Raw genomic sequence first — 18,593 nt, 5'->3', positions numbered from 1 at the left:
CGGCACCGCCCGTCACGGCCCGGTCAGGTGTCCCTGGACGACCGGCGCGATCCGCCTGATGATCACTTCCAGGTCCGCCGAGGCCAGCGGCTCCAGCTTGATCACGTACCGCATGATGGCCACCCCGACCAGCTGCGCGGCCGCCAGCTCGGCCCGCAGCTCCGCGTCGGGCAGACCGAGCTGCGAGGCGACCCTGCGCAGCAGCTGGGCGGCGACCAGGCGGCGGAAGACGGAGGCGGCGACCTCGTTGGTCACGGCGGAGCGGACGACGGCGAGCAGCGGGGTGCGGGTGACCGGGTTCTCCCAGATCCCGAACAGGAACCGCGCGAACCGCTCGCCCACCCCCTCGGCCGGCCCCTCGAAGATCACGTCGGGCGCCTTGAGCGCGGGCGCGAAGACCGCCTGCAGCGCCTCCTGGAAGACCTGCTCCTTGGTGCCGAAGTAGTGGTGCACCAGCGCCGAGTCCACGCCCGCCGCCTTGGCGATGCCGCGGACGGACGTCTTCTCGTAGCCGCGCTCGGAGAACTCCTCGCGGGCCGCGGCGAGGATGCGGTCGCGGGTGTCGGCGGACTCCGCACGAGGGGGCCTGCCGCGCCTGCGGGCGGTCGCGCCGGTCATCGCCGGGGCACCTTCACGGAGGAGGCCAGGTGGAGCCGGGTGAAGGCCAGGGCCTCGGCGAGGTCGGCCTCGCGCTCGGCGCTGGACATGGCGCGGCGGGTGTTGACCTCGATCACGACATGCCCGTCGAAACCGCTCAGGGCCAGGCGTTCCAGCAGCTCGGCGCAGGGCTGGGTGCCGCGGCCGGGGACGAGGTGCTCGTCCTTGTTGGAGCCGCCGCCGTCGGCGAGGTGGACGTGGCCGAGGCGGTCGCCCATGCGGTCGATCATGTGCAGGGCGTCGGTGCGGGCGGTCGCGGTGTGGCTGAGATCGATCGTGAAGTGCCGGTAGTCGTCCTTGGTGACGTCCCAGTCGGGTGCGTACGCGAGCATCTCGCGGTCGCGGTAGCGCCAGGGGTACATGTTCTCGACGGCGAAGCGCACGTCCGTCTCGTTCGCCATGCGCCAGATCCCGGCGACGAAGTCACGCGCGTACTGGCGCTGCCAGCGGAACGGCGGGTGGACGACGACCGTGCTCGCGCCGAGCTTCTCCGCCGCCGCCCGGGCGCGCTGGAGCTTGACCCAGGGGTCGGTGGACCAGACACGCTGCGTGATCAGCAGGCAGGGGGCGTGGACGGCGAGGATCGGGATCTGGTGGAAGTCGCTGAGGCGACGCAGCGCCTCCAGGTCCTGGCTGACGGGTTCGTTCCACACCATGACCTCGACGCCGTCGTACCCGAGGCGCGCGGCGATCTCGAAGGCCGTCGCCGTCGACTCCGGATAGACGGAGGCCGTCGAGAGCGCGACCTTCGCATCCGGGACGCGTACGACTGGTTCTGCCACGCAGACAGGGTAACGGCGTGGCCTGAGTACCGGCGTTCGGGCGGTCGTCGGGCGCCGGTCCGCCGACGGGTTCCGGCCCCGGGCGGGTCCGGGTCGGGCGCAGTGATCGGGCCCGCGCGGCGAGCCGTCCCCCGGCACGGCCGGTCCTGCGCGCCGCACGGCGTCAGTCCACCTCCATGTGGTCCAGGCGGCGCAGGATGACGCCTTCCCGCAACGCCCACGGGCAGATCTCCAGCGTCTCCACCCGGAACAGGTCCATCGCCGCCTCCGCGACCAGCGCCCCCGCGAGGAGCTGGCCCGCCCGCGCCTCCGAGACGCCGGGGAGTTCGGCGCGTTCCTCGACGGTCATGCCGGAGAGGCGGGGGACCCAGGTCTCCAGGCACTGCCGCTTGAGTTCGCGCTGGACGTAGAGGCCCTCGGCGGAGCGGGCGGCACCGCCGATGCGGGCGAGCTGCTTGAAGGTCTTGGACGTGGCGACGACGTGGTCGGGGGCGCCGAAGCGTGTGAACTCACCCACTGTGCGCGCGATCTCGGTGCGGACGTGCCGGCGCAGCGCCCGTATGTCGTCCGTGGCGGGCGGATCGCCGGGCAGCCAGCCGGAGGTGAGCCGGCCGGCGCCGAGCGGCAGCGAGACGGCCGCGTCGGGCTCCTCGTCGATGCCGTAGGCGATCTCCAGGGAGCCGCCGCCGATGTCCAGCACGAGCAGCCTGCCCGCCGACCAGCCGAACCATCGGCGGGCGGCGAGGAAGGTGAGCCGGGCCTCCTCTGCGCCGGTGAGGACCTGGAGCGCCACTCCGGTCTCGTCCTCCACGCGCGCGAGGACGTCGTCGGCGTTGGTGGCCTCGCGCACGGCGGAGGTGGCGAACGGCAGGAGTTCCTCGACGCCCTTGTCCTCGGCGGCCTGCAGCGCGTCATGAATGACGGCGATCAGCTTGTCCACCCCCTCGGGGCCGATGGCTCCGGCACCGTCGAGGAGTTGGGCCAGGCGCAGTTCCGCCTTGTGCGAGTGCGCGGGCAGCGGACGCGCGCCGGGGTGCGCGTCCACCACCAGCAGGTGCACCGTGTTGCTTCCCACGTCGAGGACACCGAGTCTCATGTACGGCACGCTACTGCCCGCCGCGCCGCGCACCGCCTCCGAGGCGGTCCCGGGACGGGCTGCGGGCGACTTACCCTGGACGCGTGCCAAAGACCAAAAAGGCGAAGACCGACGAGACAGACAAGCAGGCCAAATCGGCCAGGGGTTCGTCCCAGGGTTCTTCGCGGGCGAAAGCACCGAAGAAGTCGAAGCGGGACCTGGCCGGGCCGGCGTCCGACGAGAAGGGCCTCGACTTCCCGCGCGCGTGGGTGGAGTTCCCGGATCCGGCGGACGAAGAGCAGGTGTTCCGCTGCGATCTGACATGGCTGACCTCTCGCTGGAACTGCATCTTCGGCAGCGGCTGCCAGGGCATCCAGGCGGGCCGCGCGGACGACGGGTGCTGCACGCTGGGTGCCCACTTCTCCGACGAGGACGACGAGCGGCGGGTCGCCGAACATGTGGCCAAGCTCACGCCGGAGATCTGGCAGAACCACGCCGAGGGCACCCGCGGCGGCTGGGTCTCCCAGGACGACGAGGGCTCCCGGCAGACCCGGCCGTACCAGGGTTCGTGCATCTTCCAGAACCGGCCCGGTTTCGCGGGCGGCGCGGGCTGCTCGCTGCACATCCTCGCCGTACGGGAGGGCCGCGAGCCGCTGGAGACCAAGCCGGACGTGTGCTGGCAGCTGCCGATCCGGCGGACGTACGACTGGATCGACCGGCCCGACGACACGCGTGTGCTGCAGATCTCGATCGGTGAGTACGACCGCCGGGGCTGGGGTCCGGGCGGCCACGACCTGCACTGGTGGTGCACGTCGGCGACCTCGGCACACGGCGCGGGCGAGCCGGTGTACGTCTCCTACCGGGCGGAACTGACCGAGCTGATGGGCAAGGCGGGGTACGACCGCCTGGCCGAGCTGTGCGAGCAGCGGCTGGCGTCGCAGCTGCCCCTGCTGGCGCCGCACCCGGCGGACCCCGTCGGCTGACGCGGCGGCCGGCCCCGGGGAAGCGGCTCGTCGCGAGCCCGGCCCGATCGGCGAGACACCCCACCCCTAGGACGGGCCGGGGCTCGGGGCGTCGCCGTCGGCCGGCAGCGGCGTGGGGCTGCCCGGGGCGGACGGGTCGGAGGCGCTGGGGGTGGGCTCGGGGTCGGTCGGCGACGTGGTCGGCTCGCTCGGCGTGGGATCGGGGGCGGTGGTCGTCGTGGCCGTCGGGTCGGGCGCGGGCGGCGGATCGCCCGGGGTGCTCGGCCGGGGGTCCGGGCCGGGGCCGGGATCGGACGGGGTGGGTGCGCTGCCGTACCCCTGGATGGAGACGATCGCGCCGGCGGGTGCCAGCGCCACCCGTGCGCTCCAGTACCCGGACGGCTCGCGCAGATGGTCGACGTACACCTTGATCGTCAACGTCTCGCCCGGGCGGAGGGTTCCCGAGGACTGGCTCGGATAGAGCCAGGAGGCCGCCGTGCTCGCGGACCAGCGGACAGGGGCGGAACCTGAGGCGGTGAGGGTGATGAGGGTGGTGTCGCCGTGGTTGCCGGCGGCCACCCGGAGCCGTCCCGCGCCCTTCTGACCGGCGCCGGCGACGCTGATGACCTCCACCGACACGTCCGGCTTGTTGCCCTGGGAGAAACGGCCGCCGGGTCTGCTGGCGTTGCCGGCGTTCTCGTAGCCGCCGCCCGCGGCCTCGCCGTCCAGGGTGCCGGGGCCGTCGTCCCGGCTGGCGGTGGCTCCGCGGCCGTCCTCGCCCTCACCGATGACCGGCGCGCCCCGGTAGGCGGACCACAGGGCGAGCACCGGGGCGGCCACCACGGTGGCGACGACGGTCGTGGTGACGGCACGCGTGCGGAAGCGGTCTCTTCGGGCGGCGTGGTCCTTGGGGTCCATCGGGAAGCCACGCCGGTCGAAGCGGGGCGCGGCACCCCGCGCGCGCGGGTGGTGCGCCATGGCCATGTGCAGAGCCGCCCGGGGCGCCTCCAGGACGGGCAGCTGGGCGGGGGTCGGGCCGGCACCGGGCCAGTTCCCGGGCAGCGCGCGCTCGGCGGTGCGGCGGCAACGGGGGCAGTCGTCGACGTGCCGGACCAGTTCCCGGCGCAGGGCGGTGCTGAGCACCAGTTGGCTGTCCCCGGTGAGGCGGGCGACGCCCGGACAGGCGCCGGTCTCCACGACGGCGAGGGCCGCGCGGGTGCGTTCGACCTCGCATGCGGCGGAGGCGAGCAGGTCACGGGCGGCGGCCAGGTCCATGCCGAGGACGGCGGCGACCTCGTGGGCGGCCAGCTGGTGGCGCACGGCCAGTTCGAGCGCCTCGCGCTGCTCGGGTGTGGTGCCGGCGGCCTCGGGCCAGGCGAGCAGGGCGAGTTCGCGGCGGCGCTGCTCCTGCACCTGCTCGGAGACGGAGGACGTGACGGACTGCGCGGCGCGTTTGCGCTCGGCGCCGTGACGGCCCGCCGCGTGGGCGGCCTGACGTTTCTGCTTGGCCTCGGCCAGCTTGCGCAGACACGCCCAGCGGGCCAGCGCGTACAGCCACGCCCGGCGGTCGCCGGCGGCGTCCGGGGCGCGCTGGCCGCGGCGCTCGGCGAGCGCGAGCACCTCGCCCAGCGCGGCGGTGGCCGCGTCGTGGTCGCACAGCACGGACAGGCAGTACGTGAAAAGGCCGTCCACGTACGGCTCGTAGCGCGCGGGCGGACGCTGCACCAGGGTGCGCGCCGCAGCGCGGTCACGCGCCTCGCGGCGCGCACGATGTGCGCCGGTCGTGCGGGTCGTGGTGTCCGGGCTGCTGCTCATCACCCGGCGACCGTAGGCGGCGGGGAGTGGCGGCTTCCGCCCCGTTGCGCACATTTAATCCGTACGGGTGAAACGATCCCTCATAAGGGGACAGGAACCCCGTGTTCCGTGGCTCCTTCGTGACGGGGCGGCCCGTACGGAGTGCGTACGGGCGCGCTGCCGGGCGCGAGCGGGGCCTTCGGCGCCGGTATGCGCCGGTCGGCGGCAGCCGGGGCGGACCGCACCGCGCGCCGCTCCGCAGGGGCCGGACCCCGGCTGTCAGTGCCGGCGGCTACGGTTTCGTCCATGGCTGCCCGTACGAAGACCTCCAAGGACCGCCCGTCCTACCGCTGCACCGAATGCGGCTGGCAGACGGCCAAATGGCTCGGCCGGTGCCCCGAGTGCCAGGCGTGGGGGACGATCGAGGAGTACGGCGCGCCCGCGGTGCGGACCACGACGCCGGGGCGCGTCACGACGTCCGCGCTGCCCATCGGACAGGTCGACGGGCGGCAGGCGGCGGCCCGTTCGACCGGCGTGCCCGAGCTGGACCGGGTGCTCGGCGGCGGCCTGGTGCCCGGCGCGGTGGTGCTGCTCGCGGGCGAGCCCGGCGTCGGCAAGTCGACGCTGCTGCTGGACGTGGCGGCCAAGTCGGCGAGCGACGAGCACCCCACTCTCTATGTGACCGGCGAGGAGTCCGCGAGCCAGGTGCGGCTGCGCGCCGACCGGATCGGCGCCATCGACGACCACCTCTATCTCGCCGCCGAGACGGATCTGTCCTCGGTGCTCGGCCACTTGGACGCGGTGAAGCCGTCGCTGCTGATCCTGGACTCGGTGCAGACGGTCGCCTCACCGGAGATCGACGGCGCGCCCGGCGGCATGGCCCAGGTCCGCGAGGTGGCCGGCGCCCTCATCCGCGCCTCGAAGGAGCGCGGCATGTCCACCCTGCTGGTGGGCCATGTCACCAAGGACGGCGCCATCGCGGGTCCCCGCCTGCTGGAGCACCTGGTCGACGTCGTGCTGCACTTCGAGGGCGACCGGCACGCGCGCCTGCGGCTCGTGCGCGGCGTCAAGAACCGGTACGGCGCGACGGACGAGGTCGGCTGCTTCGAACTGCACGACGAGGGCATCACGGGCCTGGCGGACCCGAGCGGACTCTTCCTGACCCGCCGTGACGAACCGGTCCCCGGCACCTGCCTGACCGTCACCCTGGAGGGCCGCCGCCCCCTGGTCGCCGAGGTGCAGGCGCTCACGGTCGACTCCCAGATCCCCTCCCCGCGCCGCACGACGTCCGGCCTGGAGACCTCCCGCGTCTCGATGATGCTGGCGGTGCTGGAGCAGCGCGGGCGGATCAGCGCCCTGGGCAAACGGGACATCTACTCCGCGACGGTCGGCGGCGTGAAGCTCTCCGAACCGGCCGCCGACCTCGCCGTCGCCCTCGCCCTGGCGTCCGCCGCCAGCGACACCCCGCTGCCGAAGAACCTCGTCGCGATCGGCGAGGTCGGCCTCGCGGGCGAGGTCAGACGGGTCACCGGCGTGCAGCGCAGGCTCGCGGAGGCGCACCGGCTGGGCTTCACGCACGCCCTCGTACCGGGCGATCCCGGCAAGGTCCCGGCGGGCATGAAGGTCCTGGAAGTCGCGGACATAGGGGACGCCCTCAGGGTGCTGCCCCGCTCCCGTCGCCGAGAGGCCCCCCGGGACGAGGAGGACCGCCGGTAGACTTTGCCCTGGTCTCGCCCGTCCGTACGAACAGAGTACGGATCCGGGAGCGCCCCAGAACCTGCGACCGGAGGAGTGCAGTGGCAGCCAACGACCGGGCAGCAGCTCCCGGAAAATCCGGTGGGAGTGCCGGTTCCGATGGCCTGATGCGCGCCTCGCTGAGCGCCGTGGCACCCGGCACGCCCTTGCGCGACGGCCTCGAGCGGGTGCTGCGCGGCAACACCGGCGGCCTGATCGTGCTCGGCTCCGACAAGACCGTCGAGGCCATGTGCACGGGTGGATTCGTCCTGGATGTCGAGTTCACGGCGACCCGCCTGCGGGAGCTGTGCAAGCTCGACGGCGGCATCGTGCTCTCCTCCGACCTGTCCAAGATCCTCCGGGCGGGCGTCCAGCTGGTCCCGGACCCCACGATCCCGACCGAGGAGACCGGCACCCGGCACCGCACGGCCGACCGGGTCAGCAAGCAGGTCGGCTTCCCGGTGGTCTCGGTCTCCCAGTCCATGCGGCTGATCGCCCTCTACGTCGACGGCCAGCGCCGCGTCCTGGAGGACTCCGCGGCGATCCTGTCCCGCGCCAACCAGGCCCTCGCCACCCTGGAGCGCTACAAGCTCCGGCTGGACGAGGTCGCGGGCACGCTGTCCGCGCTGGAGATCGAGGACCTGGTGACCGTCCGGGACGTCTCGGCGGTGGCGCAGCGGCTGGAGATGGTGCGCCGGATCGCGACGGAGATCGCCGAGTACGTGGTGGAGCTGGGTACCGACGGGCGTCTGCTCGCGCTCCAGCTGGACGAGTTGATCGCGGGCGTGGAGCCCGAGCGGGAACTGGTCGTGCGGGACTACGTCCCCGAGCCCACGGCCAAGCGTTCACGCACGGTGGACGAGGCACTGGCCGAGCTGGACGCCCTCAGCCACGCCGAGTTGCTCGAACTCTCCACGGTGGCGCGGGCGCTGGGTTACACCGGCTCGCCCGAGGCCCTCGACTCGGCGGTCTCGCCGCGCGGCTTCCGGCTGCTGGCCAAGGTGCCGCGTCTGCCGGGCGCCATCATCGACCGGCTGGTGGAGCACTTCGGCAGCCTGCAGAAGCTGCTCGCCGCGAGCGTCGACGACCTGCAGACGGTGGACGGCGTGGGCGAGGCCCGGGCACGCAGCGTGCGCGAGGGACTGTCGCGACTGGCGGAGTCGTCGATCCTGGAACGGTACGTCTAGCGCAACGCCCCAGAGGGACGCGGGGAACTGCGCGACCAGCCACGACGCACCCGCACCGGACGCACCACCCGAGGCACCGCCTTCGAACACACCCTCGCACGCACCGGCATTTCAGGCCATGCCCCCGCGAAGCGCTAATCGGCGTCCAGCACGAACGACGTCCGCAGCGTCGCGAACCCGGCCGCCCTGCCCTCCAGCAGATACGTCCCCGGCCCGGCAGACCCCGCCGGAGGCGTCCCGCACTCCGGGGCGCTCGGCCGGCGGTCCCACTGCACGGTGTACGTGATGCTGCTTCCGGCCGGCACCCGGTACAGCAGGCTCCCGGCCCCCTTGGGGCAGTCGGCCGACGACCAGTACGAGTCGTCGCTCGCCGCCTGAGTCACCGTCAGCACCGCGTTCTTCGGCCCGAGATCGACCTTGCAGTCACTGTTCGAGGTGTTCTTCGCGGTCAGCCGGAACGCGGGCGTCTGGTCGGGCGAATAGGCGTTCCGCGCGCTGCGCAGGGTCAACGTCACCGCGTTCGCGGTGCAGTTGGGCAGCGGCGACCCGGCCGGCAACGTGTCGCCCGTACCGACACCACCGCCGGACGCACCCGCGTCCGTACCCCCGCCACCGGCCCCGCCCGAGGCGTCGGATCCGCCGGCCCCACCCGAACCGGCACCGGAGCCGTCACCCGTGCCGTCGCCGGACCCGTCCTGCGAACCGTCCCCGCCGCCGGTCCCACCGGATTCCTCGTCGCCCGACTCGTCCCGCCCGCCCGGCGCTTCGGTGATCGCGGGCCCGGACCCGGACGGTCCCGGCGTGATGGAGGACGCGGGATTCTTGCCGTCCGGTCCGCCCGCGCCGTTGTCGCGCCCGCCGCCGCCACCGGACGTCACGAGCCACGCGACCAGCAGGGCCAGCAGCGCGACCACGGACAGCAGGACGACCCTCCTTCGCCAGTAGATGGAGGAGGGAAGCGGCCCGACCGGATTGCGCAGAGATCCCACGGCGCAAACTGTACGAGAGATCAGTGCCTTCACTGGCCCCACCCGCCGCCTGAGGCCCAACTTTTCCGGATCATCATTCCGGAAACGTCCGGCGGACGCAGGACAGTTGGTGCGCCACGCCCGGCGGCAGCCCACGCGGCCGTCGCCCGGGCACCCCCTGGGCAGGGCCGCCGCCCCGCGAAACGCTCCGCAGCAGCACGGCCGATCCGCACCGACGTGGCAGGATCGGAACTGCCATGACTGCTCCCACGAAGCCCCCGCACACCAGCCCCGCCGAGGCCCTCACCGGCTCCCCGAGCGGAGAGAACCTCCACTCCCCCGTCATCGCCTGGTTCGACGAGCACGCGCGCGACCTGCCCTGGCGGCGGCCGGAGGCCGGCGCGTGGGGCGTGATGGTCAGCGAGTTCATGCTCCAGCAGACCCCCGTCAACCGGGTGCTGCCCGTCTACGAACAGTGGCTGGCCCGCTGGCCGCGCCCCGCCGACCTTGCCAAGGAGGCCCCCGGCGAGGCCGTCCGCGCGTGGGGCCGGCTCGGCTACCCGCGCCGCGCCCTGCGCCTGCATGGCGCCGCCGTCGCCATAACGGAACGGCACGGTGGTGACGTACCCACCGACCACGCCCAGCTCCTCGCGCTGCCCGGCATCGGCGAGTACACCGCGGCGGCCGTGGCGTCGTTCGCCTACGGGCAGCGGCACGCCGTCCTCGACACCAACGTCCGCCGGGTGTTCGCCCGCGCGGTCACCGGCGTCCAGTACCCGCCGAACGCGACGACGGCCGCCGAGCGCAAGCTGGCGCGGGCCCTGCTCCCGGAGGACGAGCGGATCGCCGCCCGCTGGGCCGCCGCTTCGATGGAGCTGGGCGCGCTGGTGTGCACGGCCAGGAACGAGGGCTGCCAGCGCTGCCCGATCGCCGCGCAGTGCGCATGGCGGCTGGCCGGCAAGCCGGAGCACGAGGGCCCGCCGCGGCGCGGCCAGACGTACGCCGGTACGGACCGCCAGGTGCGGGGCAAGCTGCTCGCCGTGCTGCGCGAGGCCCACGCGCCCGTGCCGCAAACGCTTCTCGACCGTGTGTGGCACGAGCCCGTGCAGCGCGCCCGCGCGCTGGACGGCCTCGTCGCCGACGGTCTGGTGGAGCCGCTGCCGGGCGGCCTGTACCGACTGCCGCTGAGCTGAGGTACGGCGGGACAACGGGCCGGTGCACAGGAGTGTCCCTGCGCGGCGCACAGAGATGTCACAGCGCGGCGCGCGAAGGTGTGACCGCGCGGACCGCTCCCTCGATGCCCAAATCACCCCATAGCCACCCCATCCCACCTGCGCGTTTAACCGTTTCCTACTTCCGTTACACAACCGACGGACAGCCGAGCGTTCACCGCAGGCTGCTGCGCACAGCCCCGTGACAACGCCTCCGTAGCTTCGTCCCTGTGCCCGGCAGGGGGCGCAGCTACAGAAAAACGGGGATGGAGGCGGTTGGTCATGGCGCAGGGCGAGGCCGGCGAGGTGCTCGAGTTCGAGGAGTACGTCCGCACCCGGCAGGACGCGCTGCTGCGCAGCGCCCGTCGGCTGGTCCCGGACCCGGTGGACGCCCAGGACCTGCTGCAGACGGCACTGGCGCGGACGTACGGCCGCTGGGACGGCATAGTCGACAAGCGCCTCGCGGACGCCTATCTGCGCCGGGTCATGATCAACACGCGGACCGAGTGGTGGCGGGCCCGCAAGCTGGAGGAGGTGCCCACCGAGCAGCTCCCCGAGGCGTGCGTGGACGACTCCTCGGAGCAGCACGCGGACCGCGCCCTGCTGATGGACGTCATGAAGGTGCTGGCCCCCAAACAGCGCAGCGTGGTCGTCCTGCGACACTGGGAGCAGATGTCCACGGAGGAGACGGCCGCCGCCCTCGGCATGTCGGCCGGAACGGTCAAGAGCACGCTGCACCGGGCGCTCGCCCGGCTCCGGGAGGAGCTGGAGGCCCGCGATCCGGACGCACGCGCGCTGGAGCGTGAGGAGCGGGAGCGTTGCGCGGCCTGACCGGCGGGGTCGGTGTCGACACCGGCCCCGGGCCGACCCCGGCCCGAGGTGCCTTCCAGGCGGTGATCACGGCGGTGACCGTGCCCACCGCCGTAAGCCTTTTGCTCTCCGCCTGCGCCACGGGCGGCACCGGTGCCCGGGACGAGGGCCCGGCGCACGACTCGCTCGCGGCCACGGCGGCGACCCCGGCCGTCCCGGCGTCCGCGGTGCCCCCGTCCAGGACGCTGAGCCGGGCCGAGGCGGTCAAGCTGCTGCTGTCGGATCCGCAGGTCTCGGCGGCGGTCAAACGCGATCTGAGGCCGTGCGTCGCCGACGAGTACCCGGTGGACCTGTCGTACGGCGACCTGACCGGCGGGTCCGTGGAGGACGTCGTCGTCAACGTCGTGACGTGCACCGACGTCGTGGGCATCGGCTCGTACGTGTACCGGGAGGAAGGCGGCAGCTACCGGAACGTCTTCAGGGCCGAGGAGCCGCCGGTCTACGCCGAGATAGACCGGGGTGACCTGGTGGTCACCAACCAGGTGTACGAGAAGGGCGACCCGGTGTCGAGTCCGTCCGGCGAGAACGTGATCACGTACCACTGGAGCGCGGGCCGATTCACCGAGGAGTACCGCACACGCAACGACTACAGCACGGTCGTCGGGGCCGAACCGACCGCGGCGCCCGAGAGCAACTGACCCGGGCACCGAACCGACGCACCGCGGACCTGACGGTCCGACAACACCCATGGACGACCGGGTCCCCGGGGAGCTGACGGCCCGACGGACCCGACCCACTCAACGGACCCCTTGAACACGGACTGAGAGCACGGATGGCAGACCAGACCCACGTCCTGTTCGTCGAGGACGACGACGTCATCCGCGAGGCCACCCAGCTCGCCCTGGAGCGGGACGGCTTCGCGGTCACCGCCATGCCCGACGGGCTGTCCGGGCTGGAGGCGTTCCGCGCGAACCGTCCCGACATCGCCCTGCTGGACGTCATGGTGCCCGGCCTCGACGGAGTCAGCCTGTGCCGCCGTATCCGGGACGAGTCGACCGTCCCGGTGATCATGCTGTCGGCGCGGGCCGACTCGATCGACGTGGTCCTCGGCCTGGAGGCGGGCGCCGACGACTACGTGACCAAGCCGTTCGACGGTGCCGTGCTGGTCGCCCGGATCCGGGCGGTGCTGCGCCGCTTCGGGCACGCGAGCGGCGGCGCGGCCGGCCGGCCGGAGGAGGCCGGCCCGTCCACGAACGGCGGCGTGCTGACCTTCGGGGACCTGGAGGTCGACACCGAGGGCATGGAGGTGCGCAAGGCCGGCCGGCCGGTGGCGCTCACACCGACCGAGATGCGGCTGCTGCTGGAGTTCTCCTCCGCGCCGGGCACCGTGCTGTCCCGGGACAAGCTGCTGGAGCGCGTGTGGGACTACGGCTGGGGCGGGGACACCCGCGTCGTCGACGTCCATGTGCAGCGGCTGCGGACGAAGATCGGTCAGGACCGGATCGAGACGGTCCGCGGCTTCGGTTACAAGCTGAGGGCCTGAGGCGGGGCGGGACACGTCGATGCGGGGGACCATGCCGGCCGGGCGCCGGATCATCCGGCGGCTGCTCGTGCGGCGCGCGAGCATCCGCACCGGGCTCAGGTGGAAGCTCAGCGCGGCGATCGCCTTGGTCGGCGCGCTGGTCGCGATCGTGCTGAGTCTGGTCGTGCACAACGCCGCCCGGGTCTCGATGCTGGACAACGCGCGCGACCTCGCCGACGAGCGGGTGCAGATCGCCCAGCGCAACTACGAGCTGTCCGGGCGGCCCAACTTCCCCGACATCAAGATCGACGACCCGGCCCTGCCGTCCGCCCTGCGGGCGAAGGTCGAGGCCGGGCGCCGGGCGACCTACGTGACCGAACAGCCGGGTGGCGGGCCCGACATCTGGGCGGCGGTGCCGCTCAAGGACGGGCATGTGCTGTCCTTGCACACCGGGTTCACCGACCGCAGCACGGACATCCTCACGGACCTGGACCAGGCCCTGCTCATCGGCTCCATCGCGGTCGTCCTCGGCGGGAGCGCGCTCGGCGTGCTCATCGGCGGGCAGCTGTCGCGCCGGCTGCGCAAGGCGGCCTCCGCGGCGAACCAGGTCGCCAAGGGCGAGCCGGACGTACGGGTGCGCGAGGCCATCGGCGGGGTCGTCCGGGACGAGACCGACGACCTGGCACGGGCCGTGGACGCGATGGCGGACACGCTGCAAAAGCGGCTGGAGGCGGAGCGCCGGGTCACCGCCGACATCGCGCACGAGCTGCGCACGCCGGTGACCGGACTGCTGACCGCCGCCGAGCTGCTGCCGCCGGGGCGCCCGACCGAGCTGGTGCTGGACCGGGCGAAGGCCATGCGCACGCTCGTCGAGGACGTGCTGGAGGTGGCCCGCCTCGACGGGGCCTCCGAACGGGCCGAGTTGCAGGACATCATGCTGGGCGAGTTCGTCGCCCGGCGGGTGGCGGCGAAGGACGCGGAGATCGGCGTGCGGGTGGTGCACGAGTCGGAGGTGACGACCGATCCGCGCCGCCTGGAGCGCGTGCTGTTCAACCTGCTCGCCAACGCCGCCCGGCACGGCAGGCCGCCCATAGAGGTCACCGTCGAGGGCCGGGTCATCCGCGTCCGCGACCACGGGCCGGGCTTCCCCGAGGACCTGCTGGCCGAGGGGCCGAGCCGGTTCCGCACCGGCAGCAAGGACCGCGCCGGCGTGGGCCACGGCCTGGGACTGACCATCGCGGCCGGCCAGGCGAGGGTGCTGGGCGCCCGCCTCACCTTCCGCAACGTCCGCCCACCGGGCGCCGCCGACCACATACCGGCGGAGGGCGCGGTCGCCGTCCTGTGGCTACCAGAACACGCCCCGACGAACACGGGCAGCTTCCCGATGCTGACCGACTAGCCGCCGCGCCCGGGCAGCGGGCGGTCAACGGGCGGTCGGGCGCCGACGGACCACCAGCCTGCCCGGGCAACGGCCGCGCACGGCGCCCACCGACTGCACGTGCGTCCAGACAACGGGCCGGTCACGGCGCCGACCGGCCACCGGCCCACCGCGGGCAACGGCCGGGCACGGCGCCCACCGATTGCACGCGTGCCCTGGCAGCCCTGCCCCGGAGACCCGCGTCGGCGACCAGCGGCACGCCCGAGTAGCGGCACGCCCGGCAGCCCGCGCCGTCGGCCGAACAGCCGCGCCCCGGAACCCCGGACCGGCCCTCCCCCCGAAGCCGACCGACATCCCGCGTGCCCGAGCCCACGGCGCCCCGCACCCGCCGCGACACGCACGCCCCGCCCACGCCCGCCCCGAAGCCGCCCGACTCCCCGCACCCCTTGTCCCACGCCGGGTTCAGCAGCCGAAGTCCTTGGAGAAGTCCAGCTCCTCGCTGCGCTGCGTCAGCGAGTACCAGTTGCCGTTGTCGTCGCGGAAGATCGCCTCGACGCCGTACGGCCGCTCCTGCGGCTCCTGCAGGAACTCCACCCCGCGCGCCCGGAACGTCTCGTAGTCACCCCGGCAGTCGTCCGTACGGAACGCGCCCGCGCCGATGACCCCCTTGCTGACCAGCTTCTTCAGCGCCTCGGACGACTCGGCGTCGAGGCCGGGCCCGTCCAGGCTCATCAGGGCCAGCTCCACGTCCGGCTGGTCCTTGGCGCCGACGGTGACCCACCGCATCTCCCCCATGGGCACCTCACTGCGCACCTCGAAACCCAGCTTCTCGGTGAAGAAGGCCTTGGTGCGCTGCTGGTCGAAGGTCCATACGGTCGTGATGCCCAGGCCGGTGATCATGGCTCTGCTCTCCTGTGTCGGTGACGGCTTGTGTCCGTCACCGTAGGCGGGGCACGCCTCAGGGCGCTTCTCCAGAATTGCGGTCCTGCTCGGCGGGCCCGCGGTGCGGGAAGCCGCCGGCCCACAGCATCGCGTAGCACCCGGGTATCAGGGCCGCCCCGCTGCCCACGTGCTGGGTCCGGAACTCGCTCGGCGTCAACCCGGTCCGCGCCTTGAAGCGGGTCGAGAAGGTGCCGAGACTGCTGAAGCCGACCAGGTTGCAGATCTCCGTGACGGTGAGGTCGGCGGCGCGCAGCAGTTCCTCGGCCCGTTCGATCCGCCGGTGCGTGAGGTACTGGCCGGGTGTCTCGCCGTACGCCTCCTTGAAGGCGCGGACGAAGTGGTACCGCGAGTACCCGGCGTGCGCCGCGACCGCGTCCAGGTCGAGTGCGGGGTCGGCCCAGTCGCGGTCCATCGCGTCCTTCGCCAGCCTCAGCCGGCACATCCTGTCCATGCGCCGATGGTGACACGGGGCACCGACATCGGCGTCGAGCCTCAGACTGCCTCGCTCACCTGCGTCGGAGCCGCGGGCGCGTCCTGCGCCTTCGGCCCCGCCCCCTTCAGCGGCACCTCCTTCACGAACAGCGCCGCGATCAGCACCGGCACGGCCACCGCCGCGCCCAGCAGGAACGCCCCGTGCGTACCCGAGGACACCGCGTGCTGATACGCCTCCCGGGCCGCTTCCGGCAGCTTGGCCAGGCTCGCGGCGTCCAGCTGGGCGGACTGTTCGGTCATCCGCGAGCCCAGCGCGCCGGCCCGTTCGGCCATGACCTCCTGGACCCGGTGGTTGAACAGGGCACCCATGATCGCGACGCCGAAGGAGGAGCCGAGGGTGCGGAAGAGGGTGCTGGAGGAGGAGGCGACGCCCATGTCCTTCATCTCCACGCTGTTCTGCGCGACCAGCATGGTGATCTGCATCAGACAGCCCATGCCGAGCCCGACCACGGCCATGTAGACGCCGGAGGTCAGCCGCGAGGTCTCCGTGTCCATCAGGGACAGCAGGTACAGCCCGCCGACCAGAAGCACACCGCCCGCCACCGGGAACACCTTGTACCGCCCGGTCCGGGTGGTCACCCGCCCGGCCACCATCGACGTGACGAGCATCGCGCCCAGCATCGGCAGCAGCAGCAGCCCGGAGTTGGTCGCGGACGCGCCCTGCACCGACTGCTGGTAGAGCGGCAGGAACAGGGTCGCGCCGAACATCACGAAGCCGACGATGAAGCCGATGGCGGACATCAACGTGAAGTTGCGGCTGCGGAAGATGTGCAGCGGCAGGATCGGCTCGGCGGCCCGCGTCTGCCAGAACACGAAGCCGACCAGCGCCGCGACCCCGATGCCGATCAGCTCCGTGATCACGGCCGACGTCCAGGCGTACTCCGTACCGCCCCAGGTGGTCACCAGCACGATCGCGGTGATGCCGACGGTCAGCAGGGCGGCGCCCAGATAGTCGATCCGGGCGTCCGACCGCTTCTTCGGCAGGTGCAGCACGACGCTGATGGCGATCAGCGCGACGGCGCCGAGCGGCAGGTTGATGTAGAAGGTCCAGCGCCAGCCCCAGTGGTCGGTGATGGTGCCGCCGACCAGCGGGCCGCCGATCATCGCGAGCGCCATGACGGCGGCCATCATCCCCTGGTACTTACCGCGCTCCCGGGGCGGTATCAGGTCACCGATGATCGCCATCACGCCGACCATGAGCCCGCCGGCGCCGAGTCCCTGCACGGCGCGGAAGGCGATCAGCTGCCCCATGTCCTGGGCCATGCCGCTGAGCACGGAGCCGATCAGGAAGAGCACGATCGAGCTGAGGAAGACGCCCTTGCGGCCGTACAGGTCGCCGAGCTTGCCCCAGATCGGGGTGGAGGCCGCGGTCGCCAGGGTGTACGACGTCACCACCCACGACAGGTGCTCCAGACCGCCCAGCTCGCCGACGATCGTCGGCATCGCCGTACCGATGATCATGTTGTCGAGCATCGCGAGCATCATCGCGATCATCAGGGCGAGCAGGACGACCCGCACGCTCCTCTGTTGTCTTCCGTCTGGCACCGCTGCCCCCACGCACTTACTTGCCGACCGGCTAGTTGCAGCGGGAACGTAGCTCGCCAACTAGCCGGGCGTCAAGTAAGTTTTTCTTTGCCAGGGCCTTGCCAGGAAGCCCGGACGTACGAGGACAGGCGGCACATGGACGGCAGCAAGCAGCGACGGCGCGGCGACACCCGTCGGCGCATCCAGGACGTGGCGCTGGAACTCTTCGCCGAGCAGGGCTACGAGAAGACCTCCCTGCGCGAGATCGCCGAACGCCTGGACGTCACCAAGGCGGCGCTCTACTACCACTTCAAGACCAAGGAAGAGATCCTGGTCAGCGTCTTCGACGACCTGATGCGGCCGATCGACGAGCTGATCGAGTGGGGCGGCCGTCAGCCGCACACGCTGGAGACCAAGCGGCAGATCGTGCGGCGCTACAGCGAACACCTCACCGCCGCGGCACCGTTGTTCCGCTTCATGCACGAGAACCAGGCGACGGTACGCGAATTGCGCATCGGCGACCTGTTCAAGGAGCGCATGAGGGGCCTGCGTCACATCATCATCGACCGGGACGCCACGCTGGCCGACCAGGTCCGTTGCGTCAGCGCCATCTTCACGCTGCACGCCGGGATGGTGTTCGTGATGCAGGAACTCGAAGGCGACCCCGAGGAGAAGCGCGAGGCCATTCTCGAAGTCGCCGTCGACATGGTGACGCAGGCCCACAAGGGTGCGGCCTAGGTCACACTCGCTCAGAGGCTGACGCCCTTGGTCCGCAGGAAGGCGACCGGGTCGATCGCCGTGCCGTAGTTGGCGGTGGTGCGGATCTCGAAGTGCAGGTGCGGGCCGCTGGAGTTGCCGGTGTTGCCGGACAGGGCGATGCGCTGGCCGGTGGCGACGACCTGGCCGACCCTCACGTCGACGCGGGACAGGTGGGCGTACTGCGAGTAGGTCCCGTTGCTGTGCTTGACGACGACGGCGTTGCCGTACGCCGGACCGTCACCGGCGCCGTTGCCGCCGGCCTTGACGACCGTACCGCCGTGCGCGGCCACGACCTTGGTGCCGGTGGCGACGGCGAAGTCCTGCCCGCTGTGGGTGGACTGCCACATGCCGCCGGCCTGGGCGTAGCTGGCGCTGAGCCGGTAGCCCTTCACCGGGCTGACCCAGGAGACGGCCTTCTTCGCGGCAGCCGACTTGGCGTTCGCCTGCTGGGCGGCGGCGACCTTGGCCGCCTTCGCCTGGGCCGCGGCCTGCGCCTCTACGGCGTTCGCGACACCGGTGGCGGCGGTCGTGGCGGTGGCCGTCGTGGTGTTGGCGGCGGCCGCGACCCCGGTCCCCAGCACGACCGAGGCGCCGAGACCGGCAGCCAGCACGGCCGCGCGGGTGCGGAGCTGGGACGTACGGGAAGAACGGGACGTGACACGCGTGAACATGCGGAACCTCAAAGGACGGGGGCAGAGGAACCACCCGGCGCGAAAGGCGTCTGCCGGGCGGGCCATTACTTGGTACCTGCCGGCCGCATTGAGCCCAAAACGTGTGAGCTACGACAGAAAGTAGT

The 18,593-nt window shown here is 72.4% G+C and carries 18 protein-coding genes; 9 read left to right on the top strand and 9 right to left on the bottom strand.

All coding sequences use genetic code 11. The features are described 5' to 3' along the window. Window positions 1–12: 12 nt before the first annotated feature. From IPT68_RS20525 to IPT68_RS20515, 3 genes are all read right to left on the bottom strand, one after another. Entirely contained in the window at window positions 13–618 is a 606-nt protein-coding gene (locus IPT68_RS20525) for a TetR/AcrR family transcriptional regulator (protein ID WP_189695640.1), read from the bottom strand. After that, window positions 615–1,439 carry a sugar phosphate isomerase/epimerase family protein gene (locus IPT68_RS20520; RefSeq protein WP_189695641.1) on the bottom strand — a complete coding sequence of 275 codons (825 nt, stop codon included), beginning with the start codon at window positions 1,437–1,439 and terminating at the stop codon, window positions 615–617. Before IPT68_RS20520 ends, IPT68_RS20525 begins: the two co-directional genes overlap by 4 nt. Window positions 1,440–1,602: 163 nt before the next feature. Beyond that, entirely contained in the window at window positions 1,603–2,535 is a 933-nt protein-coding gene (locus IPT68_RS20515) for a Ppx/GppA phosphatase family protein (RefSeq protein WP_189695642.1), read from the bottom strand. A gap of 83 nt (window positions 2,536–2,618) precedes the next feature. On the opposite strand from IPT68_RS20515, the gene IPT68_RS20510 reads away from it, so the two are divergent. Beyond that, complete coding sequence (locus IPT68_RS20510) at window positions 2,619–3,497, top strand: hypothetical protein (protein ID WP_189695643.1); 879 nt, start codon at window positions 2,619–2,621, stop codon at window positions 3,495–3,497. Between the two features lie 66 nt (window positions 3,498–3,563). Here the strand turns inward: IPT68_RS20510 and IPT68_RS20505 are convergent, their stop codons facing one another. Then, entirely contained in the window at window positions 3,564–5,291 is a 1,728-nt protein-coding gene (locus tag IPT68_RS20505; RefSeq protein WP_373300468.1) for a BACON domain-containing protein, read from the bottom strand. Window positions 5,292–5,576: 285 nt separating this feature from the next. Between IPT68_RS20505 and radA the strand changes: the two genes are divergently transcribed. Both radA and disA read left to right on the top strand, forming a co-directional pair. Then, entirely contained in the window at window positions 5,577–6,986 is a 1,410-nt protein-coding gene (gene radA, locus IPT68_RS20500; RefSeq protein WP_189695645.1) for a DNA repair protein RadA, read from the top strand. Between the two features lie 80 nt (window positions 6,987–7,066). Then, on the top strand, window positions 7,067–8,191 hold the full coding sequence (disA, locus tag IPT68_RS20495; protein WP_189695646.1) for a DNA integrity scanning diadenylate cyclase DisA: 1,125 nt from the start codon (window positions 7,067–7,069) through the stop codon (window positions 8,189–8,191). Window positions 8,192–8,325: 134 nt separating this feature from the next. On the opposite strand, the gene IPT68_RS20490 is transcribed toward disA, so the two are convergent. Further along, window positions 8,326–9,180 (bottom strand): hypothetical protein, encoded by an 855-nt coding sequence (locus tag IPT68_RS20490; protein ID WP_189695647.1) that lies wholly within the window; start codon window positions 9,178–9,180, stop codon window positions 8,326–8,328. 236 nt (window positions 9,181–9,416) lie between these two features. Here IPT68_RS20490 and IPT68_RS20485 point away from each other — a divergent pair, with 236 nt between their 5' ends. The 5 genes from IPT68_RS20485 (at window position 9,417) to cseC (ending at window position 14,101) form a co-directional block, all read left to right on the top strand. Further along, a complete protein-coding gene (locus tag IPT68_RS20485; RefSeq protein ID WP_189695648.1) occupies window positions 9,417–10,352 on the top strand; it encodes an A/G-specific adenine glycosylase in 936 nt (311 codons plus the stop codon). A 300-nt stretch (window positions 10,353–10,652) separates the two neighbouring features. Continuing rightward, the gene (locus tag IPT68_RS20480) at window positions 10,653–11,201 is read left to right on the top strand and encodes a SigE family RNA polymerase sigma factor (RefSeq protein WP_189695649.1); all 549 of its coding nucleotides are present in this window, start codon (window positions 10,653–10,655) and stop codon (window positions 11,199–11,201) included. Further along, on the top strand, window positions 11,189–11,878 hold the full coding sequence (locus IPT68_RS20475; RefSeq protein ID WP_373300469.1) for a hypothetical protein: 690 nt from the start codon (window positions 11,189–11,191) through the stop codon (window positions 11,876–11,878). The genes IPT68_RS20480 and IPT68_RS20475 overlap by 13 nt, the downstream gene beginning before the upstream one ends. A gap of 134 nt (window positions 11,879–12,012) precedes the next feature. Then, window positions 12,013–12,723, top strand: a complete 711-nt coding sequence (cseB, locus tag IPT68_RS20470) for a two-component system response regulator CseB (protein WP_189695650.1) — start codon at window positions 12,013–12,015, stop codon at window positions 12,721–12,723. A gap of 19 nt (window positions 12,724–12,742) precedes the next feature. Continuing rightward, a complete protein-coding gene (gene cseC, locus IPT68_RS20465; protein WP_373300470.1) occupies window positions 12,743–14,101 on the top strand; it encodes a two-component system sensor histidine kinase CseC in 1,359 nt (452 codons plus the stop codon). Between the two features lie 441 nt (window positions 14,102–14,542). On the opposite strand, the gene IPT68_RS20460 is transcribed toward cseC, so the two are convergent. From IPT68_RS20460 to IPT68_RS20450, 3 genes are read right to left on the bottom strand one after another with little or no spacing between them, the layout of a single operon-like run. Next, window positions 14,543–14,980: a VOC family protein gene (locus IPT68_RS20460; protein ID WP_189695651.1), complete on the bottom strand. Its 438-nt coding sequence runs from the start codon at window positions 14,978–14,980 to the stop codon at window positions 14,543–14,545. A gap of 58 nt (window positions 14,981–15,038) precedes the next feature. Further along, a complete protein-coding gene (locus IPT68_RS20455) occupies window positions 15,039–15,473 on the bottom strand; it encodes a helix-turn-helix transcriptional regulator (protein ID WP_228039787.1) in 435 nt (144 codons plus the stop codon). Window positions 15,474–15,514: 41 nt separating this feature from the next. Next, entirely contained in the window at window positions 15,515–17,008 is a 1,494-nt protein-coding gene (locus IPT68_RS20450; protein WP_229818339.1) for an MDR family MFS transporter, read from the bottom strand. Between the two features lie 186 nt (window positions 17,009–17,194). Here IPT68_RS20450 and IPT68_RS20445 point away from each other — a divergent pair, with 186 nt between their 5' ends. Next, window positions 17,195–17,776, top strand: coding sequence for a TetR/AcrR family transcriptional regulator (locus tag IPT68_RS20445; protein ID WP_189695653.1), 582 nt, complete (start codon window positions 17,195–17,197; stop codon window positions 17,774–17,776). 11 nt (window positions 17,777–17,787) lie between these two features. Here IPT68_RS20445 and IPT68_RS20440 read toward each other — a convergent pair whose 3' ends face one another. Next, window positions 17,788–18,468 carry a M23 family metallopeptidase gene (locus IPT68_RS20440; protein WP_189695654.1) on the bottom strand — a complete coding sequence of 227 codons (681 nt, stop codon included), beginning with the start codon at window positions 18,466–18,468 and terminating at the stop codon, window positions 17,788–17,790. Window positions 18,469–18,593: the final 125 nt, after the last annotated feature.

It is taken from the genome of Streptomyces chromofuscus, assembly GCF_015160875.1.
In the GTDB taxonomy this organism is placed as follows: domain Bacteria; phylum Actinomycetota; class Actinomycetes; order Streptomycetales; family Streptomycetaceae; genus Streptomyces; species Streptomyces chromofuscus.
This window is presented reverse-complemented; position numbering and strand designations above follow the sequence as displayed.